The sequence below is a fragment of the Paraburkholderia gardini genome (assembly GCF_907164575.1).
GTDB classification, from domain to species: Bacteria; Pseudomonadota; Gammaproteobacteria; order Burkholderiales; family Burkholderiaceae; genus Paraburkholderia; species Paraburkholderia gardini.
Genome location: NZ_CAJQYY010000013.1, coordinates 45185 through 61968, shown reverse-complemented (window position 1 = coordinate 61968; position 16784 = coordinate 45185). Strand labels below are relative to the sequence as shown.

Below are 16784 nucleotides of genomic sequence, written 5' to 3'. Positions count from 1 at the left end.
ACGTTGCGATTAAATTACTTAGTAAAGCTAATGATGGCCTGTTTATATTTCGATAAATCAAGACGAAAGAGACGGGAAACCAGAATTTGAAGCGCCTTTGGGGCGCGGCTTGAACTCGCTTGATTCAGAAAATGGATGGTTCAGTGTCAATAAAGACAGAGCAGGAAATAACTGCATGGCTGATCGCCTATACGCGGGCGCATTTCAACGCTGCATGGAGCGGTGGCGCGGCCAGCCTGGCTGATCTGGGCATCGACTCGCTGTCCGGTGCCGAGCTGCTCAGTTCGCTGGAGCGCTGGCTTGAACGCTCGATTCCGGTCGACTTTCTTGAATACGTAACCGATTCGGCCGGACTTGCCAATGCGCTGGTCGAACTACAGCAAGCACCGAAATCCGGTTCGGGTTCCGCAAGCGCATTTGAATCTTTCGTGAATCCGTGGCTGGCCAGAAAGCTGGAGCAGATCCAGATAGACAGGTCGTTCGTGCGCGCTGGCGGTGCGTTTCTCTACGACCAGGAAGGCGAACAATATCTCGACTTCCTTGCGCAATACGGCGCTGTTCCTTTTGGGCACCATCCTGAGGATATCTGGCGCGCGGTCGATACGCTGCGCATCGACGCGGAACCGGTTTTCGCGCAGCCATCCTGTCTCGTGTCGGCTGGACTTCTCGCGAAACGGTTGATCGAACTGGCGCCGCCGGGGCTTCGATATGTGACGTTCACGAACAGCGGCGCGGAGTCGGTGGAAGCCGCGCTCAAGATGGCTCGTCATGCCACGGGTCGAACGCACATCCTTTCGACGAGAAACGCTTTCCACGGCAAGACGTTCGGCGCATTGTCGGCCACTGGCAAGCCGGACTATCAATCGCATTTCGGCCTGCCACTCGCAGGATTCGACCATATCGAGTACGGCAACGCCGCCGCGCTCGAACAGCATCTTGCTTCCCGGGCAGGCGTCTATGCCGCGTTCATCGTCGAGCCCATCCAGGGCGAGGGCGGCGTTCACGTTCCGCCGAAAGGATATCTGGCCGCAGTCGAGACAATCTGTCGGCGACATGGCGTCGTACTGATTGTCGATGAAGTACAGACCGGGCTCGGACGTACCGGTGCGATGTTCGCCTGCGAGTACGAAGGCGTGCGCCCGGACATTCTCCTGCTGTCGAAGGCGCTGGGCGGCGGTCTCGTCCCGGTCGGTGCCGTGCTGTGCACCCAGGCGGTATACAGCGAAAAGTTCGCGTTGAAGCATTCGTCGACGTTTGCGGGCAACGCGCTGGCGTCGCGCGTCGGGCTCGCCACGCTGGAGCGGCTCACGCGCAACGGGGGTGAATTGCTGCGTCACGTGCGCGTCGAAGGCGCCCGTCTGAAGCAGCGGCTGGAGGCGATGCGCACGCGTTTTCCGTTTTTGATCGACGAGATCCGCGGGCAGGGATTCATGCTGGGTATCCGTCTGAATACGGATCGTGCGCGCTGGCCGGAGAACTTCCTCGGCATCGCCGCGCAGCAGGGCGAACTGGCTCAGTTTGTCGCGAGTTACTTGCTGAATGTCGAGCGGGTCCGCTTCGCGCCGACGCTCAATCGAGGCGATGTGCTGCGCGTCCAGCCGCCGCTGACGGCGACGCGCGAGCATTGCGACAGGGCCGCTGACGCGCTCGAGCGCGCGTTTAGCGTGCTGGCGAGCTGCGATACAGGCCGTTTCTATCGTGCGCTGCTGCGGCGCGAGGCACCCGCATGCGCGACAGCCGGGGCGGTCGACAAGCCTGAGGCGTCCGGGCTGCCCGATATCACTGAAGTCACGTCGTCGTCGTCGGACGCGTCGCGCGCTACGGCGCATCTTCTTTCGCATGATGCGGCAGACGAACATCGCTTCGGGTTTCTGATTCACCCGCTCGACGCGCAAAGCTATGCCGACTACGACCCCAGCCTGAACATCCTGAACGCGGACGAACTGGCGGAGTTCGCGGCAAGCATGGACGGCCTGATCGATCCCGTCGTCGGTTCCAGTGCGCGGATCGAATCGCTGGCAGGTGCGAAGGCGCGGGGCGATTTCATCATGATCAGCCACACCGCGGCGCAGTTGCGTCAGCTTTCTCAACACGAGGCCATCGCGGTGCTGAACAGGGGCATCAGGCTTGCGTGCGAGCGCGGCGCGCGGATTGTCGGCCTCGGCGCCTACACGTCCGTGGTCAGCGGCGGCGGCGCGCAACTGCTGAATCAGGACGTCGCACTGACATCGGGCAATTCATACACCGTCGCCGCGGGCGTCGAAGCACTCGACGACGTCATGCATCGCACCGGCCGTCAGTGGGACGCGAGTGCGGCCGCGGTCATCGGCGCGGCGGGTGCGATCGGATCGTGCATGGCGATCCTGCTGTCGCGCCGCGCTGCACGAATGTTGCTGATCGGCAATCCGGCACACACGCGCGAGATCGGGCGCGCCCGGCTTCTTGCCGTGGCGCGCATGATCGTCGACGGTGCGCTTTCGCCATGCGACGAAACCTTTCTCCCCGACTCTGTTGCCGCGCAGATCAGGCGTGCCGCGGTGCAGGCGAACGCCGCTTCGTGCCAACCCGACACCGATGCGCTGATCGCACAGCTGGAAGAGCAGGGGACGCTCGTGCTCACAGGCGACATCCGCGCGCTCGGCGAGACGGACGTCGCACTCGCGGCAACCAGTTTTCCCGGCGACGTCATCGACGAGACCCTGCTGCGACCGGGAGCCATCGTGTGCGACATCTCGAGGCCACGCTCCATCCCGGCTTCGATCGTCGATGACCGTCCCGACGTACTCGTGATCGACGGCGGAGTCATCGCGTTGCCGGGCTCCCCGCGTATCGGTCCGTATGGCATTGCGTCCGGCACGGCGTTCGCGTGCATGGCCGAAACGATGCTGCTCGCACTCGAAGGACGTTTCGAGAACGTGAGTATCGGCAACACGCTGGATGTGCGGGAGATCGCGCGACAACAGCAACTCGCACGCAAACACGGCTTCACGCTCGCGGGTCTCCAGAGCTTCGGCCGGCCTCTGGCGGAAGACCAGTGGCAACGCTTCATCGACCTCACCGCACAACGTGCACTGCCACTGGCCTGAGCCCGCGTGCCGACATATCCGTTTCAAGGAGATCCCCATGACCGCATCGAACCAACCGCTTCAGCTTCTGGTTCCGGCCGCGCCGTACGGCAGTTCGAGCCTCGTCGAAGTCGCGCGCGGCCACGCGCATGCCAATCCGGCTGGGCAGCCGTTTACCTACATCGACTATTCGGGCTCGCAGCCTGAGGATCAGTCGATCACCTGTTTGCGCTTCGATCAGCGAGCGAGGCAGATTGCCGCGCTACTGCAAACCTCGGGCAAACCGGGTGACCGCGTACTGCTGCTTTACCCGGCGGGGCTCGACTACCTGTGCGCGCTGTTCGGCTGCCTGTATGCCGGCATGATCGGTGTGCCCGCGTACCCGCCGCTGAACCCGCGTCTGCGCGACCGGCTTGCCGCCGTCGCACGCGATTGCGGCGCGAGCGCCGCACTGACGACTGCCGCAACGCTCACCCAGCTGGACGATGGGGCCGGACCGCTCGCCCGGCTGCGCTGGTTCGCGACCGATACCGATCTCGCGATCGGATCTCTCGAAGACGCATGGCGCGATCCGCATGCAGGCCGCGAACAGATCGCGATTCTGCAATACACGTCGGGTTCGACAGGCACGCCGAAAGGCGTCAAGGTCACGCACGGCAATCTGCTGCACAACGTCTACCTGATCGCGCTGCATATGCAGTTCAGGCCCGACGATCGCGTTCTGACGTGGCTGCCGCCGTATCACGACATGGGACTGATCGGTTCGATGCTCGCGACATTCTGCGCGGGCGTGCCGGTCAGCTTCATGGCGCCGGCCGCTTTTCTGCGCCGCCCTGAGCGATGGCTCAGCGAACTGTCGAAGCGACGTTGCACCATCAGCGGCGCGCCCAATTTTGCTTACGAGCTGTGTGTCGACAAGGTCACCGACGAAGCGCTCGGGATGCTGGACCTGTCGAGCTGGGAGCTGGCGTATTCCGGTGCGGAGCCGGTGCGGGCCGACACGTTGAACCGTTTCGCCGAACGCTTCGGGCCGCGCGGATTCCGGCGCGGTGCCTTCTATCCCTGTTATGGCATGGCGGAGACCACGCTCTTCGTGACCGGCAAGCGGCGCGACGAACCGCCCCGTACGCTGTCGATCGACAGCATGGCCTATGCGAACGAGGCGCGGGCCATCGCGCAGGAGAGCACCTCGCTCAACACGTTGGTGCGCGAACTGGTCAGCTGCGGCAGGCCGGCAACCGGTCTCGACGTGCGCATCGTCGATCCGGACACGGCACTCGAGCGTGCCGACGGATGCGTCGGCGAAATCTGGGTCGCGGGGCCGTCAGTGACAGCGGGGTATTGGGAGCGCCCGTCCGCGACTGCCGCGGTATTCGATGCTCCTCTGCACAACCGCGCGGGCGCCTATCTGAAGACGGGCGACCTCGGCTTCATGCGTGATGGCGAACTGTATGTCAGTGGCCGTCTCAAGGACCTGATCATCATTCGTGGCGTCAATCACTATCCGCACGACATCGAACGTACCGTCGACCAGTGCCACGAGGCGATGCGTCCGGGGTGCGGCATCGCGTTTTGCATCGCCGTCGGCAATGAGGATCATCTTGTGTTCGCGCAGGAAATCAACCGGCGCGACGAGCTTCGCGTCGACGAGATCGCCGCCTGCATGCGAGACGCCATCTACCGGCATCACGGCATCCAGCCCTACGCGATCGTTCTGATCGCCAACGGCAGCATTCCCAAGACAACGAGCGGCAAGCTGTCGCGCCGTCCCTGCCGCGAGCAGTTCCTCGAAGATCGTCTTCAGGTCGTCGCGCAATGGACGAACCCGCGTTTCGTGGATACGGGCACTGCCCGCGACGCACGCCATGAAACGCCGCTTCCCGTCTGAACCCGTTCGTCCCCATTCGCCTCTTTCTCAGGAGAATTTCATGTCAGCGCTTTCACCGGACACGGCCGCTTTTGCCCCCGCATTCGATCCGCTCATTCCTCATCCCCTGCACGTGCGGGATCCCTATCACGTCTATGCGCAGCTGCGCGAGCATGCACCGATGTATCGCTCGCCCCATGGCGTATGGGTTGCCAGCCGGCACAGCGAAGTCTCGTTCATGCTGAAGGATGCGCATTTCGGACGCGGGTACTTCTACTTCGAGAACATGTCGAAGCGGCTCGGTCCAGGCATCGTCGAGCAGCCGGTGTACGCATCGGCCCGCAACATGATGGTGATGAAAGACGGCGACGATCACCTGCGCGTGCGCAACGCGGTCGCACGTAGTTTCTCCCACAAGCGGATCGAGGCGATGCGTCCGTTCATGCGGTCAGTGATGAACGGTCTGGTCGACGCGGCACTCAAAAAGACCGCGTTCGACGTCATGCTGGATCTTGCTTTTCCCTTGCCGAGCGCGGTGATCTGCCACCTGATCGGTATCCCGGAACAGGACTGGCCGAAGTTCAGCCAGCGCAGTGCCAACGGTTCGCGCGCGCTCGAACCCGCACCGTTGAGTCCCCTGGAACTGTTCGAACAGAACAAGGCTGTCAACGAAGCTCACGAGTATTTTCAATGGCTGGTCGAATTGCGCCGGCGCGAGCCTGGTGACGATCTGACGTCGCAGCTCATTGCGGCCGAGGCGGACGGCCGGATAACGCGCGCCGAGACGATCGACAACCTGCAGATGATCTTCGTCGGTGGCCAGGAGACGACGGTGAACACGATCGGCAACGGGCTACTTGCACTGTACCGGCACCCCGACCAGCTACGCGCGCTGAAAAGCGACATGACGCTGCTGCCCGACGCGGTCACCGAGATGGTCCGCTACGACTCGGCCGTGCAGATGACGCCGCGCCAGGCACGCGAAGACATCGAGGTCGCGGGTGCCCCGATCAAGGCTGGCGAAACGATCCTCTGCATCCTGGCGTCGGCGAACCGCGATTCGGCGGCCTGGGCGGACGCCGACCGTTTCGACATTTCGCGCAGAAGCAGCTACCCGCTTTCGTTCGGCGGCGGCCCGCACTACTGCCTCGGCGCGCAACTCGGCCAGGTCGAAACCGAAGTCGCGCTGCAAACGATTTTCGAGCGCCTGCCGGATCTCAAACCGGAGATCGACAATCCGCGCTGGTTGCCTGGCACCGTGGTGTTTCGCGGGTTGCAGTCACTGCCTGCTACCGCATGACGAGGGGCCTCACATGATTCGCAAATTCATGACTGGACTCGTCGCGGTGACGCTTGTTTTTCTCGTGCCTGCCGCGGTTCTTCAGCCCGCCGCGCTCGCTTCGTCGAAGCTTTGGGCGATGGTGGGGGCGGGGTTGCTCGCCTCACTGACGCAGCCTGCCTACAGCCCGCTCGATCGCGACGCACCGCCCGAAGATCGAGGTACGGCAAGGCAGCTCGTATGGACGGTGTATCTGGTGATGCTGGGCGGCGTGGTCGAATGTCTCGTGTGGCGCTACCCGGGAAGCATGGCCTGGGACACGCTTGCCGTCGTCGCGTTCGCGGCTGCCATCGCCGGCGCGCTACTGCGCGCATGGGCTGTCGCGGAGCTCGGGCGCTTCTTTACCTGGCACGTGCGCGTGCAGTCAGGCCAGCAGGTGATTTCGAGCGGTCCGTATCGCCTGATGCGTCACCCGAGCTACACGGGTGCCTGGTTCCTCTACACCGGCATGCTGCTCGCCATGCATGCGCCGGTCGCCGCCGCGCTGGCCGGTGTGCTGCTACTGGCCGCTTTCGTGCGACGCATCCGCTATGAAGAAGGTTTGATGCTGCAGACGTTTGGCGCGCAGTACATCACCTATTGCAGTCGCGTGAAGCGACTGGTTCCGCTCGTCTGGTAACTCTGGGAATAAACGACCTCTATGTTCACTCTTCATCATTCACCGTTTTCCGTTGCATCGCAGAAGGTCCGGCTCGCACTCGCCGAGAAGCAGCTCGAATGGAGCGACCGTATCGTGGATCTCCTTGCCGGTGAGCATTGCAGCGAAGCCTTTCGTCGTCTGAACGGGCGGGCGGAAGTGCCGGTGCTCGAACACAACGGGCTTGCGTTGACCGAATCGTGGTTCATCTGCGAGTACCTCGACGAAGCGTTCCCGCAATACCCGCTGATGCCAGTCGCGCCAGCGCATCGTTATGCGGCGCGGCAATGGAACCACTGGATCGACCGTGAACTGCACCACGCGTCGGGCATCGTGACGTGGGCCGTGCTGGCGCGTCCGCTGTTGTTGCAGCAGCATCCCGAGGCTGTCAGCGCATTGCTTCAGGCGATCCCTGACGAATCGGTGCGCGCGTGGCGCCGTAGCGTGCTCGAGCACGGTCTCGATGCGCCGGAACTGAAGGACTGCATCGAACGGCATCGCGCATTCTTCATGCGTATGGAAGCGCAACTCGCGGACACCCATGCGTGGCTCGCCGGCCCGGCCTGCAGTCTTGCCGATCTCGCCGCATTGCCCTATGTGATGCGCGCGGAGCACGTGGGTCTCGGCGGTCTGATGACCTTCGAGGCGCATCCGAATCTGCGTTCCTGGTACATGCGAATGCTGACAAGACCGTCCATGCAGCCGTCGTTTGTACGATATCTCGATCCTGAACTGCAAGCGCTCATGACGAAGCTTGTGGTGGCGGCGCACCCGAAGCTCGAACAGCTCATGCGGCAGGCCGGCTGAAGGGGGATGCCATGGACCAGCAGAACCTCTTTGAAACGCCCGTGACATACCGGCTGCTGCGGCTGGAGAACCTGGTGGCGCTTGCGATCTGTGTCGGGCTGCTTGTCGCTCATCTGACGCAGATCCGCTGGTGGGCATTCGTGCTTCTGTTCGCTTATATCGATGTCATCGGCTACCTGCCTGGCGCGTTCGCGCACCGGCACGCGCATGGCAGACGTATTCGCCGCATGTTCTATGTGCTGTACAACAGCACGCACTGCGCGGTCTCGGGACTGCTGGTAGCGGTGCTGTGGGCATGGCTGGTCCAGCCCGAATGGGCGCTGCTCGCCATACCGGTCCACCTGTGCGGCGACCGCGCGCTGTTCGGCAATTTCCTGAAGCCCTTCGGCGTGAGCTTCGAGCCGGCCGTTCATCCCGCGTTCGCGCATTTCAGGACGAGCTACGTCAATGCATCCGCGACGAGGCGAGGAGGTCCGGATGCAGCATGACGCACCCGCTGAAGTGCTTGACGCCCCTCCATCGAACGATCCAGTCGATGTGCTGCGACGTCATGCGGACCACCCGTCGGCGTTGCTGGCAGTCAATCAGGAGACGTTGCGGTTTCGTGCACCCGATATCGACGGGCTGATCGCGTACCGGCCGGCAGGCCGCCATCATCTGGTGATGGTAGCCGGCATCACGGCTGCGCCCGGGCAGCGCGCCGCGTTGCTCGACCGGTTTCTCGACTGGGCGCGCCGCGAGCGACGCAAGGTTGTCGCAGTCCAGATGTTCCGCGACGACGCGGTCCTGTTCGCGAGTCGCGGCTTTCGGGTCAACCAGATCGGCGCGTCGTACAGCGTGAGTCTTGATCGCTTCAGGATTTCAGGCACGCCGTTCATCAAGCTGCGCAACAAGATATCGCGGGCGCGCCGCAGTCACGTCAGCGTGCTCGAACTCGGCGCCGATGTGCCGGTGACTCCGCACATCAAGGAGGCGATCGCCGCGATCGACCGCGAATGGATCAAGGACAAGGGCGCGAAGGAGCTGGCCTTTCTCATCGGCGAAGTGGGTGCGCTCGACCGCCTCGACCGCTCGGTCAGGCGTCTGTTCGTGGCGATGCAGAACGATGAGACGGTGGCATACGTGCTCTACACGGCGAGCTTCGGCCGGCATACGGGCTGGATGCACGACCTCACGCGCCGAAAACCCGATGCGACGACGGGCGTGATGGAGCTGATCAACATCACGGCAATCGAGCGCTTTAAGGCGGAAGGCGCAGGGATGCTCAATTTTGGCTTTACGCCGCTCACATCGCTTGCCGACGAACACGAAATCGCGGGCGCGCACAGTCGCGCGACGGCGTGGACGTTCCGGAAGCTGGCGCGGCACGGCAGCTTCATCTATCCCGCAGAAGCGCAACTGCAATACAAGCTCAAATGGGCGCCGGATCTCATCCAGCCCGAGTACATCGCGTTTCAGAACGGCGCGACCGCCAGCGGATTGTGGCAATTCCTCCGCTTGACGAGGGCGATCTAGTGGCTTCCGTCGCGCCGTTTCATGAGCGTCGGGTGGACGCACCCTCCACTGTGTGGCTTCCCTTTCCACTTGACGAAGCCGCGCCCGCGCCAGCCGGCGACATAACCTGCGAAGTCGTCATCGTGGGCGGTGGCCTGACCGGGCTTTCGACTGCGCTCCATCTCAAGATGGTCGAGCCGAGGCTCGACGTCGTGCTGCTCGAGGCCGGCCGTATCGGGTACGGCGCGAGCGGGCTGAACTCCGGCCAATGCGCGCCGCGGATCGGTCCGGCGATCGAGCGTCAGGTGCGATCGCTCGGGCCTGATTTCGCGCACGCGGCCTACGCGTATTCGCTCGACGCCGTGGAGTTGACGGCCAGTCTGGTGAACACCTGCGCCATCGACTGCGATATGCACGCGGCCGGCCAGTGGCAGGTGGCCCTCCGTGACGTCGATGCTGTCGCACTCGAAAGACGCGCCGCAATTTATCGCGCGCTCGGCTTCGACGTGCCGTTGCTCGGCGCGGATGCGATCCGCGCGTCGCTGCCGGATTCGCGACGGATATGCAACGCGATCGCATTTCCGGCCCGGTTGCTGAATCCCGGCCGGCTGTGCATCGGCCTGAAGCGCGCTGCGCTTGAACGGGGCGTACGTATTTTTGAGAACACACGGGTTTCGCGTTTTGCGCGTGACACCGGCACGCTGCATGTTCGCGCCGGCTCGATCAACGCTTCACGGGTCGTGTTCGCTGTCGATGGAGGCATCGGCGGTATCGGTGGTCTGGGCGGGTTTCGACGGGCCGTTCTACCCGTCGCGGCGTTCGCCGCGGTGACGCGTCCGCTCTCTGCCGTCGAGCGTGATGTTATCGGCTGGCGTCAGGGGCAGGGTCTGTACGACGCGCGTCCGATGTTCAACTTTCTGCGACCTCTCGCTGATGGCCGCTTGCTGATCGGTGGCGGTTATCGCTACGCGCGCGACGAAAAGGTCGATCTCGACCTGCACGCGCGGAGCGCGCCGGACCTTCCTGGGCAGTTGCCGCTTTTCTTTCCGTCGCTGCGTCCGATTACGGCCGATGCCGTCTGGCACGGTCTGCTCGGCTGCACGCTGAATGAGTGGCCCATCGTTAAAGCGCTCGATGCCGGGCGCCGGTTCTGGCATGTCGGCGCGTGGAACGGACACGGCGTTGCGCTCGCCGTCGCGGCCGGCCGCGATCTCGCACATGCAATGGCGGGCCACACCGCTATCCCGTCCGTTCCCTGGGCGTGCCCGCGCGCCACCGGCCTGCCGCGTGCGGTCGTTCGCACGGTTCTTCCGCTGTATCTCGGATGGCTTCGTCATTCGAGCCAAATCACTATCTGAAAAGAGGTAACCACTCATGTTCTTGCAGGATTCACGTGTCATCCTGGAGCAATACGCGCCGGGACTTGAAGCCGAACTCACCGGGCACGGTCTGCTCGCGATGGAATCGAAGGACCCGCGGGAGATCAAGGCATTGATCCGCCAGTACCGCCTGCCGCGACTGTGGGTATCGGCATCGCTGGGCGGCGCGGCGATTTCGCCGTACGACGGCATTCGCATGCAGCGGGCGATCGGCGCCCTTGCGCCATCGATGGCCCTCATGCTGACGATGCATAACTTCACGGTCAGCGTGTGCGGTGCGCTGGCCGACCACGTGCCGTCATGCGCGCGGATGCTGCACGATGTCGCACACGACAATCTGCTGGTTGCGTCCGCGTTCGCCGAAGGACGGCGTGGCGCGGGTATCCTGGATTCGACCGTCTTCATGGTGCCGGACGGCGACGGTTTCCGGATCACCGGCAGCAAGAAGCCCTGCACGATGGCGAACAGCATGGACATCATCACGGTCGGCGTCGCGGTGCAGGGGGCCGACGGCAGCAAGCGCACCGGGATGGCGATTCTGCCGTCGAGCGCGCCGGGCGTCACGCGGCACAAATTCTGGAATGTCCCGCTGCTCGCCGCCGCGGATAACGAGGAACTGCGTTTCGACAACGTCAGGGTTCCGGCCGAACAGGTGCTGCTCGCATCTGAAGGCGACACGGAAACCGCCGGGATCGTCGCGGTCGCGGAAGCGATGGGGCTGTGCTGGTTCGAGATCGTCGCGTCGGCGAGTTACCTGGGCGTAGTAAGCGCAATGGCCGCCCGGGTGGTGACGGATCGTCGTGTCGAGGAGTCGGAGCGGGTGCTGCTTGCCGGTGAACTGGAATGCGCCCAGGCGGCGCTGGATGGTGCCATTCACCTGATGCAGACCTGCCCGCCCGACGAGGCATTGCTTGCCCGTGTGCTGATGATCCGCTTCGGTGTTCAGCGAGCCCTCGAGCGATGTGCGATGCACGCGGCGGAGCTGGCAGGCGGTCTTGCCTACATCCGCGACGGCGAAATCATGACGTTGCTTGCCGCAAGCCGATGCCTCGCGTTCCATCCGGTCGGTCGCAAGGCGGCGCAGCCGATGATCGCCGCGTGGCTGGATTCGGCCGCCGAGGTCGACGCTTTGTCTGGAGCGTCTGGTTCACGGGACTAGCGACATGCCATATGCGGGGGCGCGGCGCAGGCCAGTGGCCCCGCAGCCGTCTCATAACATAACCAGGGAAAGCGGGAAAAACATGAAATATCTGATCGCCGCGCCGCTGATCATCGTCGGCATCATTCATCTGTTGCCGGTCTCGGGCGTGTCGGGTGTTCGTAGCCTTGCCAGTCTTTATGGCATCGCACTCGATGAACCCAGTCTCACGGTCCTGATGCGTCACCGCGCGGTGCTGTTTGGATTGCTCGGCGCGTTCCTGATCTATGCCGCGTTCGACGCCCGATTGCAGCCGCTGGGTTATATCGCGGGCCTCGTCAGCGTCGGCGCCTTTCTGTATCTGGCGTGCTCGACCGGACACCTCACCGCGCAACTGTGGCGCGTCGTGCTGATCGACGTGCTTGCGACAGTTGCGCTGGTGATCGGCGCGGGCGCGCGGTGCTGGCAGGCGCACGCCGCCTGATTTTCCGACCGCCTGTCGTCTTGCGGTCGCGGATCTCGTGGCATCCGGCGCCTGCTACACCTCGCCGCGCAGTTTCCTTCCCTGCTCGCGAATCTGCTCCAGCGTCGCGCCGGGCGTGCTCGCTTCCTGCGGCATGCGGATTTCGATGAGCGCGGGGCGCTTCGCCGCCTGCGCACGTTCAAGCGCCGGCAGAAAATCTTCCGTCCGCTCGACGAGTTCACCGTGCGCACCGAACGAACGGGCGAACGCGACGAAATCCGGATTCGTCAGGCCGGTGCCGTGCACGCGGTTCGGATAGTTCTTTTCCTGGTGCATCCGGATCGTGCCGAAGTGGCTGTTGTTCACGACGATGAAAATCACGTGCAGGTCGTACTGCATCGCCGTCGCGAGTTCCGACGCGGCCATCATGAAGCAGCCGTCGCCCGCGAGCGCGACGACCGCGCGATCCCGATACATCGATTTCGCTGCAATCGCCGCCGGCACGCCGTAGCCCATCGCGCCGCTGGTCGGCGCGAGCTGCGAGCGGAAATGACGGTACGGGAAATGCCGGTGCAGCCACGTCGCATAGTTGCCGGCCCCGTTCGTGAGAATCGCGTCGTCGGGCAGATGGGCGCGCAGCTGCTGCATGATTTCGCCCATCTGTACGTCGCCGGGAATCGTGCGCGGCTTGCGCCAGTCGAGATACGCCGCATGCGCGGCTTGCGCCGATCCGGCCCAGCGGGGCGTGGATGACGGCGTCAGTTCCGCGAGCAGCGCGACGAGTTCCGGCATGCCCGAGACGATCGGCAGATCGGCCGCATAGACCCGCCCGAGTTCCTCGGCGCCTTGATGAACGTGGACGAGCGTCTGCTTTGTCTTCGGGATGTCGAGCAGCGTGTAGCCGTTCGTCGTCGCTTCGCCGAGGCGCGGGCCGATCGCGAGCAGCAGGTCGGCGTCGCGAATGCGCGCGGCCAGCGCCGGATTGACGCCGAGACCGACGTCGCCCGCGTAGTTCGGATGCTCGTTGTCGAGCGTGTCCTGATAGCGGAACGCGAGGCCGACCGGCAACTGCCAGGTTTCGACGAAGCGGCGGAAGTCCGCGCACGCCTGCGGTGTCCAGCCGCTGCCGCCCGCGATCACCATCGGCCGCTCCGCGCGTTCAAGCAGCGCGCGCAGCTGATCGATCTGCGCGTTCGACGGCGATGCCGCCACGCGCTGATATTTCGGCGCGCCCGGCACGACCGGGCACGCGTCGCTCAGCACGTCTTCAGGCAGCGACAGCACGACGGGCCCCGGACGGCCGGACGTCGCGATATGAAACGCGTGGCTCAGGTATTCGGGAATGCGGCGGGCGTCGTCGATCTGCGCGACCCATTTGGCCATCTGGCCGAACATGCGACGGTAGTCGATCTCCTGGAAAGCCTCACGGTCGAGATGCTCGCGCGCGCACTGGCCGATCAGCAGGATCATCGGCGTCGAGTCCTGAAACGCGGTGTGCACGCCGATCGACGCGTGCGTCGCGCCCGGGCCGCGCGTGACGAGCGCGACACCCGGCCGGCCGGTCAGTTTGCCGACGGCTTCAGCCATGTTGGCGGCCGCTGCCTCGTGGCGGCAGACGATCGTCTGGATACTGCGGGTCTCGTCGTGCAACGAATCGAGAATCGCAAGAAAGCTTTCGCCCGGCACGCAGAACACGCGTTCGACGCCGTGCGTCAGCAACGCATCGACAACAAGACGCGCACCGGTGGTGGCGGAGCCCGCGGAATCAGTAGCAGCAGAAACGTTCGGCAACGACATTGCGAGAAACCCTCCAGTCAGTTCATTCGGGCCAGAAACCGCCGGGCTGTTCAGGCGCGCGGCGCTGGCCGGTGTCACGGTTGGCGGCTGCGCGCTGCATCAACACGATGCGCGCGCGGCCTTTTTATTAAAACGACTCGCCTCAGCACTCGACGATATTCACCGCGAGACCGCCACGCGACGTTTCCTTATATTTGGTTTTCATATCGGCGCCGGTTTCGCGCATCGTCTTGATGACGGAATCGAGCGACACGTAGTGGCTGCCGTCGCCGCGCAGCGCCATGCGCGCGGCGTTGACCGCTTTCACCGAAGCCATCGCATTGCGTTCGATGCACGGAATCTGCACCATGCCGCCGACCGGATCGCACGTGAGGCCGAGATTGTGTTCCATGCCGATTTCGGCGGCATTTTCGACCTGAAGCGGTGTGCCGCCCATCACGGCCGCGAGCGCGCCGGCCGCCATCGAGCATGCGACGCCCACTTCGCCCTGGCAGCCCACTTCCGCGCCCGAAATCGACGCGTTCAGTTTGTACAGGATGCCGATCGCGGCAGCCGTCATCAGGAAATCGACCACACCCTGTTCGTTCGAGCCGGGCATGAAGCGCGTGTAGTAATGCAGCACAGCCGGAATGATGCCCGCCGCGCCGTTGGTCGGCGCCGTGACGACGCGCCCGCCCGCGGCGTTTTCCTCGTTCACGGCGATCGCGTACAGATTGATCCAGTCGACCATCGACAACGGATCGCGCAGCGCCAGTTCCGGATTGCCCGACAGCGTGCGATACAGCTGCGGCGCGCGTCGCTTCACATGGAACGGACCAGGCAACGTGCCGTCCGCGTCGGGATTGCCAATGCCGCAGCCGCGCGCGACGGACGATTGCATCACCGCCCAGATCTTCAGCAGACCGTCGCGCGTTTCCGCTTCGGTATGCCACACGCGTTCGTTTTCCCACATCAGTTGCGCGATCGACTTGCCCGTCGAGGCGCACATCGCAAGCAACTCGTCGCCGGAGCGAAACGGATGCGGCAGTTGCTCGACCGCGCTCAGCACTTTCGTATTCGGCGCGCCGGCCGTCACGACGAAACCGCCGCCCACCGACAGATACGTCGATTCGCGCAGCGTCGCGCCTTGTGCATCGAACGCGTGGAATTTCATGCCGTTCGGATGTTCGGAGAGCGCCTGACGGTAGAACGAGATGTGGTCTTTCAGAACGAACGGAATTGCGTGCTTGCCGAGCAGCGATAGCGTGCGCTGCTCGCGCACCGCTTCGAGACGTTCAGCGATGGTGTCCGGATTGACCGTGTCGGGTGCATCGCCGAGGAGGCCGAGCATCACGCCGCGATCCGTACCGTGGCCTTTGCCCGTCGCGCCGAGCGAGCCGTACAGATCGACCTTCACGGATGCCGTGGCCTCCAGCAGCCCGTCGCGGTCAAGACCCTGGGCGAACATCAACGCCGCGCGCATCGGACCGACCGTATGCGAACTGGAAGGACCGATGCCAATCTTGAAGAGGTCGAACACACTGACTGCCATTACTGCTCCCTGCAAATAAAGATCGTGTTAGCGTGCCGCGAGCGGCAGGCACACGGCGAGCCACGCGGGCGGCGTCGGTGCCAGTTGCAGCGCGACCGGCGTGAACCGGCCATCGAGTCGCGCGGCGAGGTGAAACAGTTCGGTTGCGTTCTTCGGGTCCCATTGGCCCGAGTAGCCGGGCAGGCCGGCCTCACGACGTTTCACGTCGAACGGCACGTCCGTATGCACGAATTCTTCGTGCGTTTTCGCACCGGTCGCGTAGGGCTTCAGCCAGTCGAGCGCGGCATTGAGCGACGCGCCGTTCGCTGCTTTCTCCGGCAGCCAGTTGCGGTTGTGGCGGCGCGCGGCAAGCGCGGCGGTGACGAGCGGTTGCAGATCGTACGTGACGTAATGCAGTGCATCGCGTTCGGCGAAATCGACGGTCGAACCGTCGGGCGCGATGTTGTCGCCGATGTGCTCGATATACAGACGCTGCGCCGCGTTGATCATCTTGCGATTGTCGAGCGTGAACGCCGCCATCGCTATCAATTTGACCCGGTGGCTTTGCCAGTTGTTCCGGAACGAACCCTTGAGCGGACGCGGCTGCGCGTCGATCTGTCCGATGTAGCCGTTCGCGAGCTTCGTGAGGAACGCCATCGCGGCGTTGCGCGTCTTCACGGGCAGCGCGCTGGCGGTCATGTCGTACGCGAGGATCAGGCCGTCGAAGTGTGTTTCGTCGACCGGATTGAAAGTTGGCTGGTAGGTTGTCACCCACGCGTACAGCAGACGGTCGACGAGCTTCAGATACCGTTCGTCGCTGGTGGCACGCCAGGCGAGCGCGGCGTCGCGCAGCAGGTCGAGATCCTTTTCGGCTTCCACGCTCTGGTCGTAGATGCCCTGGTGCGGCAACGTGCCTTCGGTATGCAGTTTCGCGAGCGCGTGGGGCGGGTCGTTCAGATGTAGCAGCACGTTGCCGACCAGCGCCTTCACACCAGGATCGGCGTTGGTGCGCTCGCTGGTTTGCAGCGCGGGTGCGGCGCAGAAATTCATCGCCGCATGAGCTTGCCGCTCGCTCAGCATGAGTGCACCGCAGGTGAGAAGCAGCGTCGCCAGCGATGTGCCGGCGGACTGCCATGAACGTGCTTGTGTTGCTTTTATCCGGCCCTGCATCAATCGCACCTTTCGCGCCATGCGAAACTCCCTGGTCAGGCTGATTCGGTGTGTGATGTTAGCCGTTCCCGGTCCCGAACAACAGAACCGCGCGCCGTGAAACGGCGACGCGCGGTTT

Annotated in this window: 13 protein-coding genes; 10 read left to right on the top strand and 3 right to left on the bottom strand. The window is 64.0% G+C overall.

The features are described 5' to 3' along the window. Positions 1 to 143: 143 nt before the first annotated feature. The 10 genes from LPA34_RS12785 to LPA34_RS12740 all read left to right on the top strand — a co-directional run bounded on the left by LPA34_RS12785 (position 144) and on the right by LPA34_RS12740 (position 12210). Positions 144 to 3086, top strand: coding sequence for an aminotransferase class III-fold pyridoxal phosphate-dependent enzyme (locus tag LPA34_RS12785; protein WP_228978599.1), 2943 nt, complete (start codon positions 144 to 146; stop codon positions 3084 to 3086). Positions 3087 to 3123: 37 nt separating this feature from the next. Continuing rightward, a complete protein-coding gene (locus LPA34_RS12780; RefSeq protein ID WP_228978598.1) occupies positions 3124 to 4953 on the top strand; it encodes a fatty acyl-AMP ligase in 1830 nt (609 codons plus the stop codon). A 40-nt stretch (positions 4954 to 4993) separates the two neighbouring features. Continuing rightward, entirely contained in the window at positions 4994 to 6232 is a 1239-nt protein-coding gene (locus tag LPA34_RS12775) for a cytochrome P450 (protein ID WP_228978595.1), read from the top strand. Between the two features lie 13 nt (positions 6233 to 6245). After that, a complete protein-coding gene (locus tag LPA34_RS12770; RefSeq protein ID WP_228978594.1) occupies positions 6246 to 6890 on the top strand; it encodes a methyltransferase family protein in 645 nt (214 codons plus the stop codon). Between the two features lie 21 nt (positions 6891 to 6911). Next, entirely contained in the window at positions 6912 to 7715 is an 804-nt protein-coding gene (locus LPA34_RS12765) for a glutathione S-transferase family protein (protein ID WP_228978592.1), read from the top strand. Between the two features lie 11 nt (positions 7716 to 7726). Continuing rightward, positions 7727 to 8203, top strand: coding sequence for a hypothetical protein (locus LPA34_RS12760; RefSeq protein WP_228978589.1), 477 nt, complete (start codon positions 7727 to 7729; stop codon positions 8201 to 8203). Beyond that, positions 8193 to 9230 carry a DUF2156 domain-containing protein gene (locus tag LPA34_RS12755; RefSeq protein ID WP_228978588.1) on the top strand — a complete coding sequence of 346 codons (1038 nt, stop codon included), beginning with the start codon at positions 8193 to 8195 and terminating at the stop codon, positions 9228 to 9230. Before LPA34_RS12760 ends, LPA34_RS12755 begins: the two co-directional genes overlap by 11 nt. Before the next feature lie 32 nt (positions 9231 to 9262). Then, on the top strand, positions 9263 to 10567 hold the full coding sequence (locus LPA34_RS12750; RefSeq protein WP_228978586.1) for an NAD(P)/FAD-dependent oxidoreductase: 1305 nt from the start codon (positions 9263 to 9265) through the stop codon (positions 10565 to 10567). Positions 10568 to 10583: 16 nt separating this feature from the next. Next, entirely contained in the window at positions 10584 to 11747 is a 1164-nt protein-coding gene (locus tag LPA34_RS12745; RefSeq protein ID WP_228978580.1) for an acyl-CoA dehydrogenase family protein, read from the top strand. 82 nt (positions 11748 to 11829) lie between these two features. Next, positions 11830 to 12210 carry a phosphopantetheine adenylyltransferase gene (locus tag LPA34_RS12740; RefSeq protein ID WP_228978579.1) on the top strand — a complete coding sequence of 127 codons (381 nt, stop codon included), beginning with the start codon at positions 11830 to 11832 and terminating at the stop codon, positions 12208 to 12210. Positions 12211 to 12264: 54 nt separating this feature from the next. Here LPA34_RS12740 and LPA34_RS12735 read toward each other — a convergent pair whose 3' ends face one another. From LPA34_RS12735 to LPA34_RS12725, 3 genes are all read right to left on the bottom strand, one after another. After that, the gene (locus LPA34_RS12735; RefSeq protein ID WP_228978577.1) at positions 12265 to 13986 is read right to left on the bottom strand and encodes a thiamine pyrophosphate-binding protein; all 1722 of its coding nucleotides are present in this window, start codon (positions 13984 to 13986) and stop codon (positions 12265 to 12267) included. Positions 13987 to 14128: 142 nt separating this feature from the next. Continuing rightward, entirely contained in the window at positions 14129 to 15517 is a 1389-nt protein-coding gene (locus tag LPA34_RS12730; RefSeq protein WP_228978574.1) for an L-serine ammonia-lyase, read from the bottom strand. A 27-nt stretch (positions 15518 to 15544) separates the two neighbouring features. Then, the gene (locus LPA34_RS12725; protein ID WP_228978573.1) at positions 15545 to 16687 is read right to left on the bottom strand and encodes an alginate lyase family protein; all 1143 of its coding nucleotides are present in this window, start codon (positions 16685 to 16687) and stop codon (positions 15545 to 15547) included. Positions 16688 to 16784 lie beyond the last annotated feature (97 nt).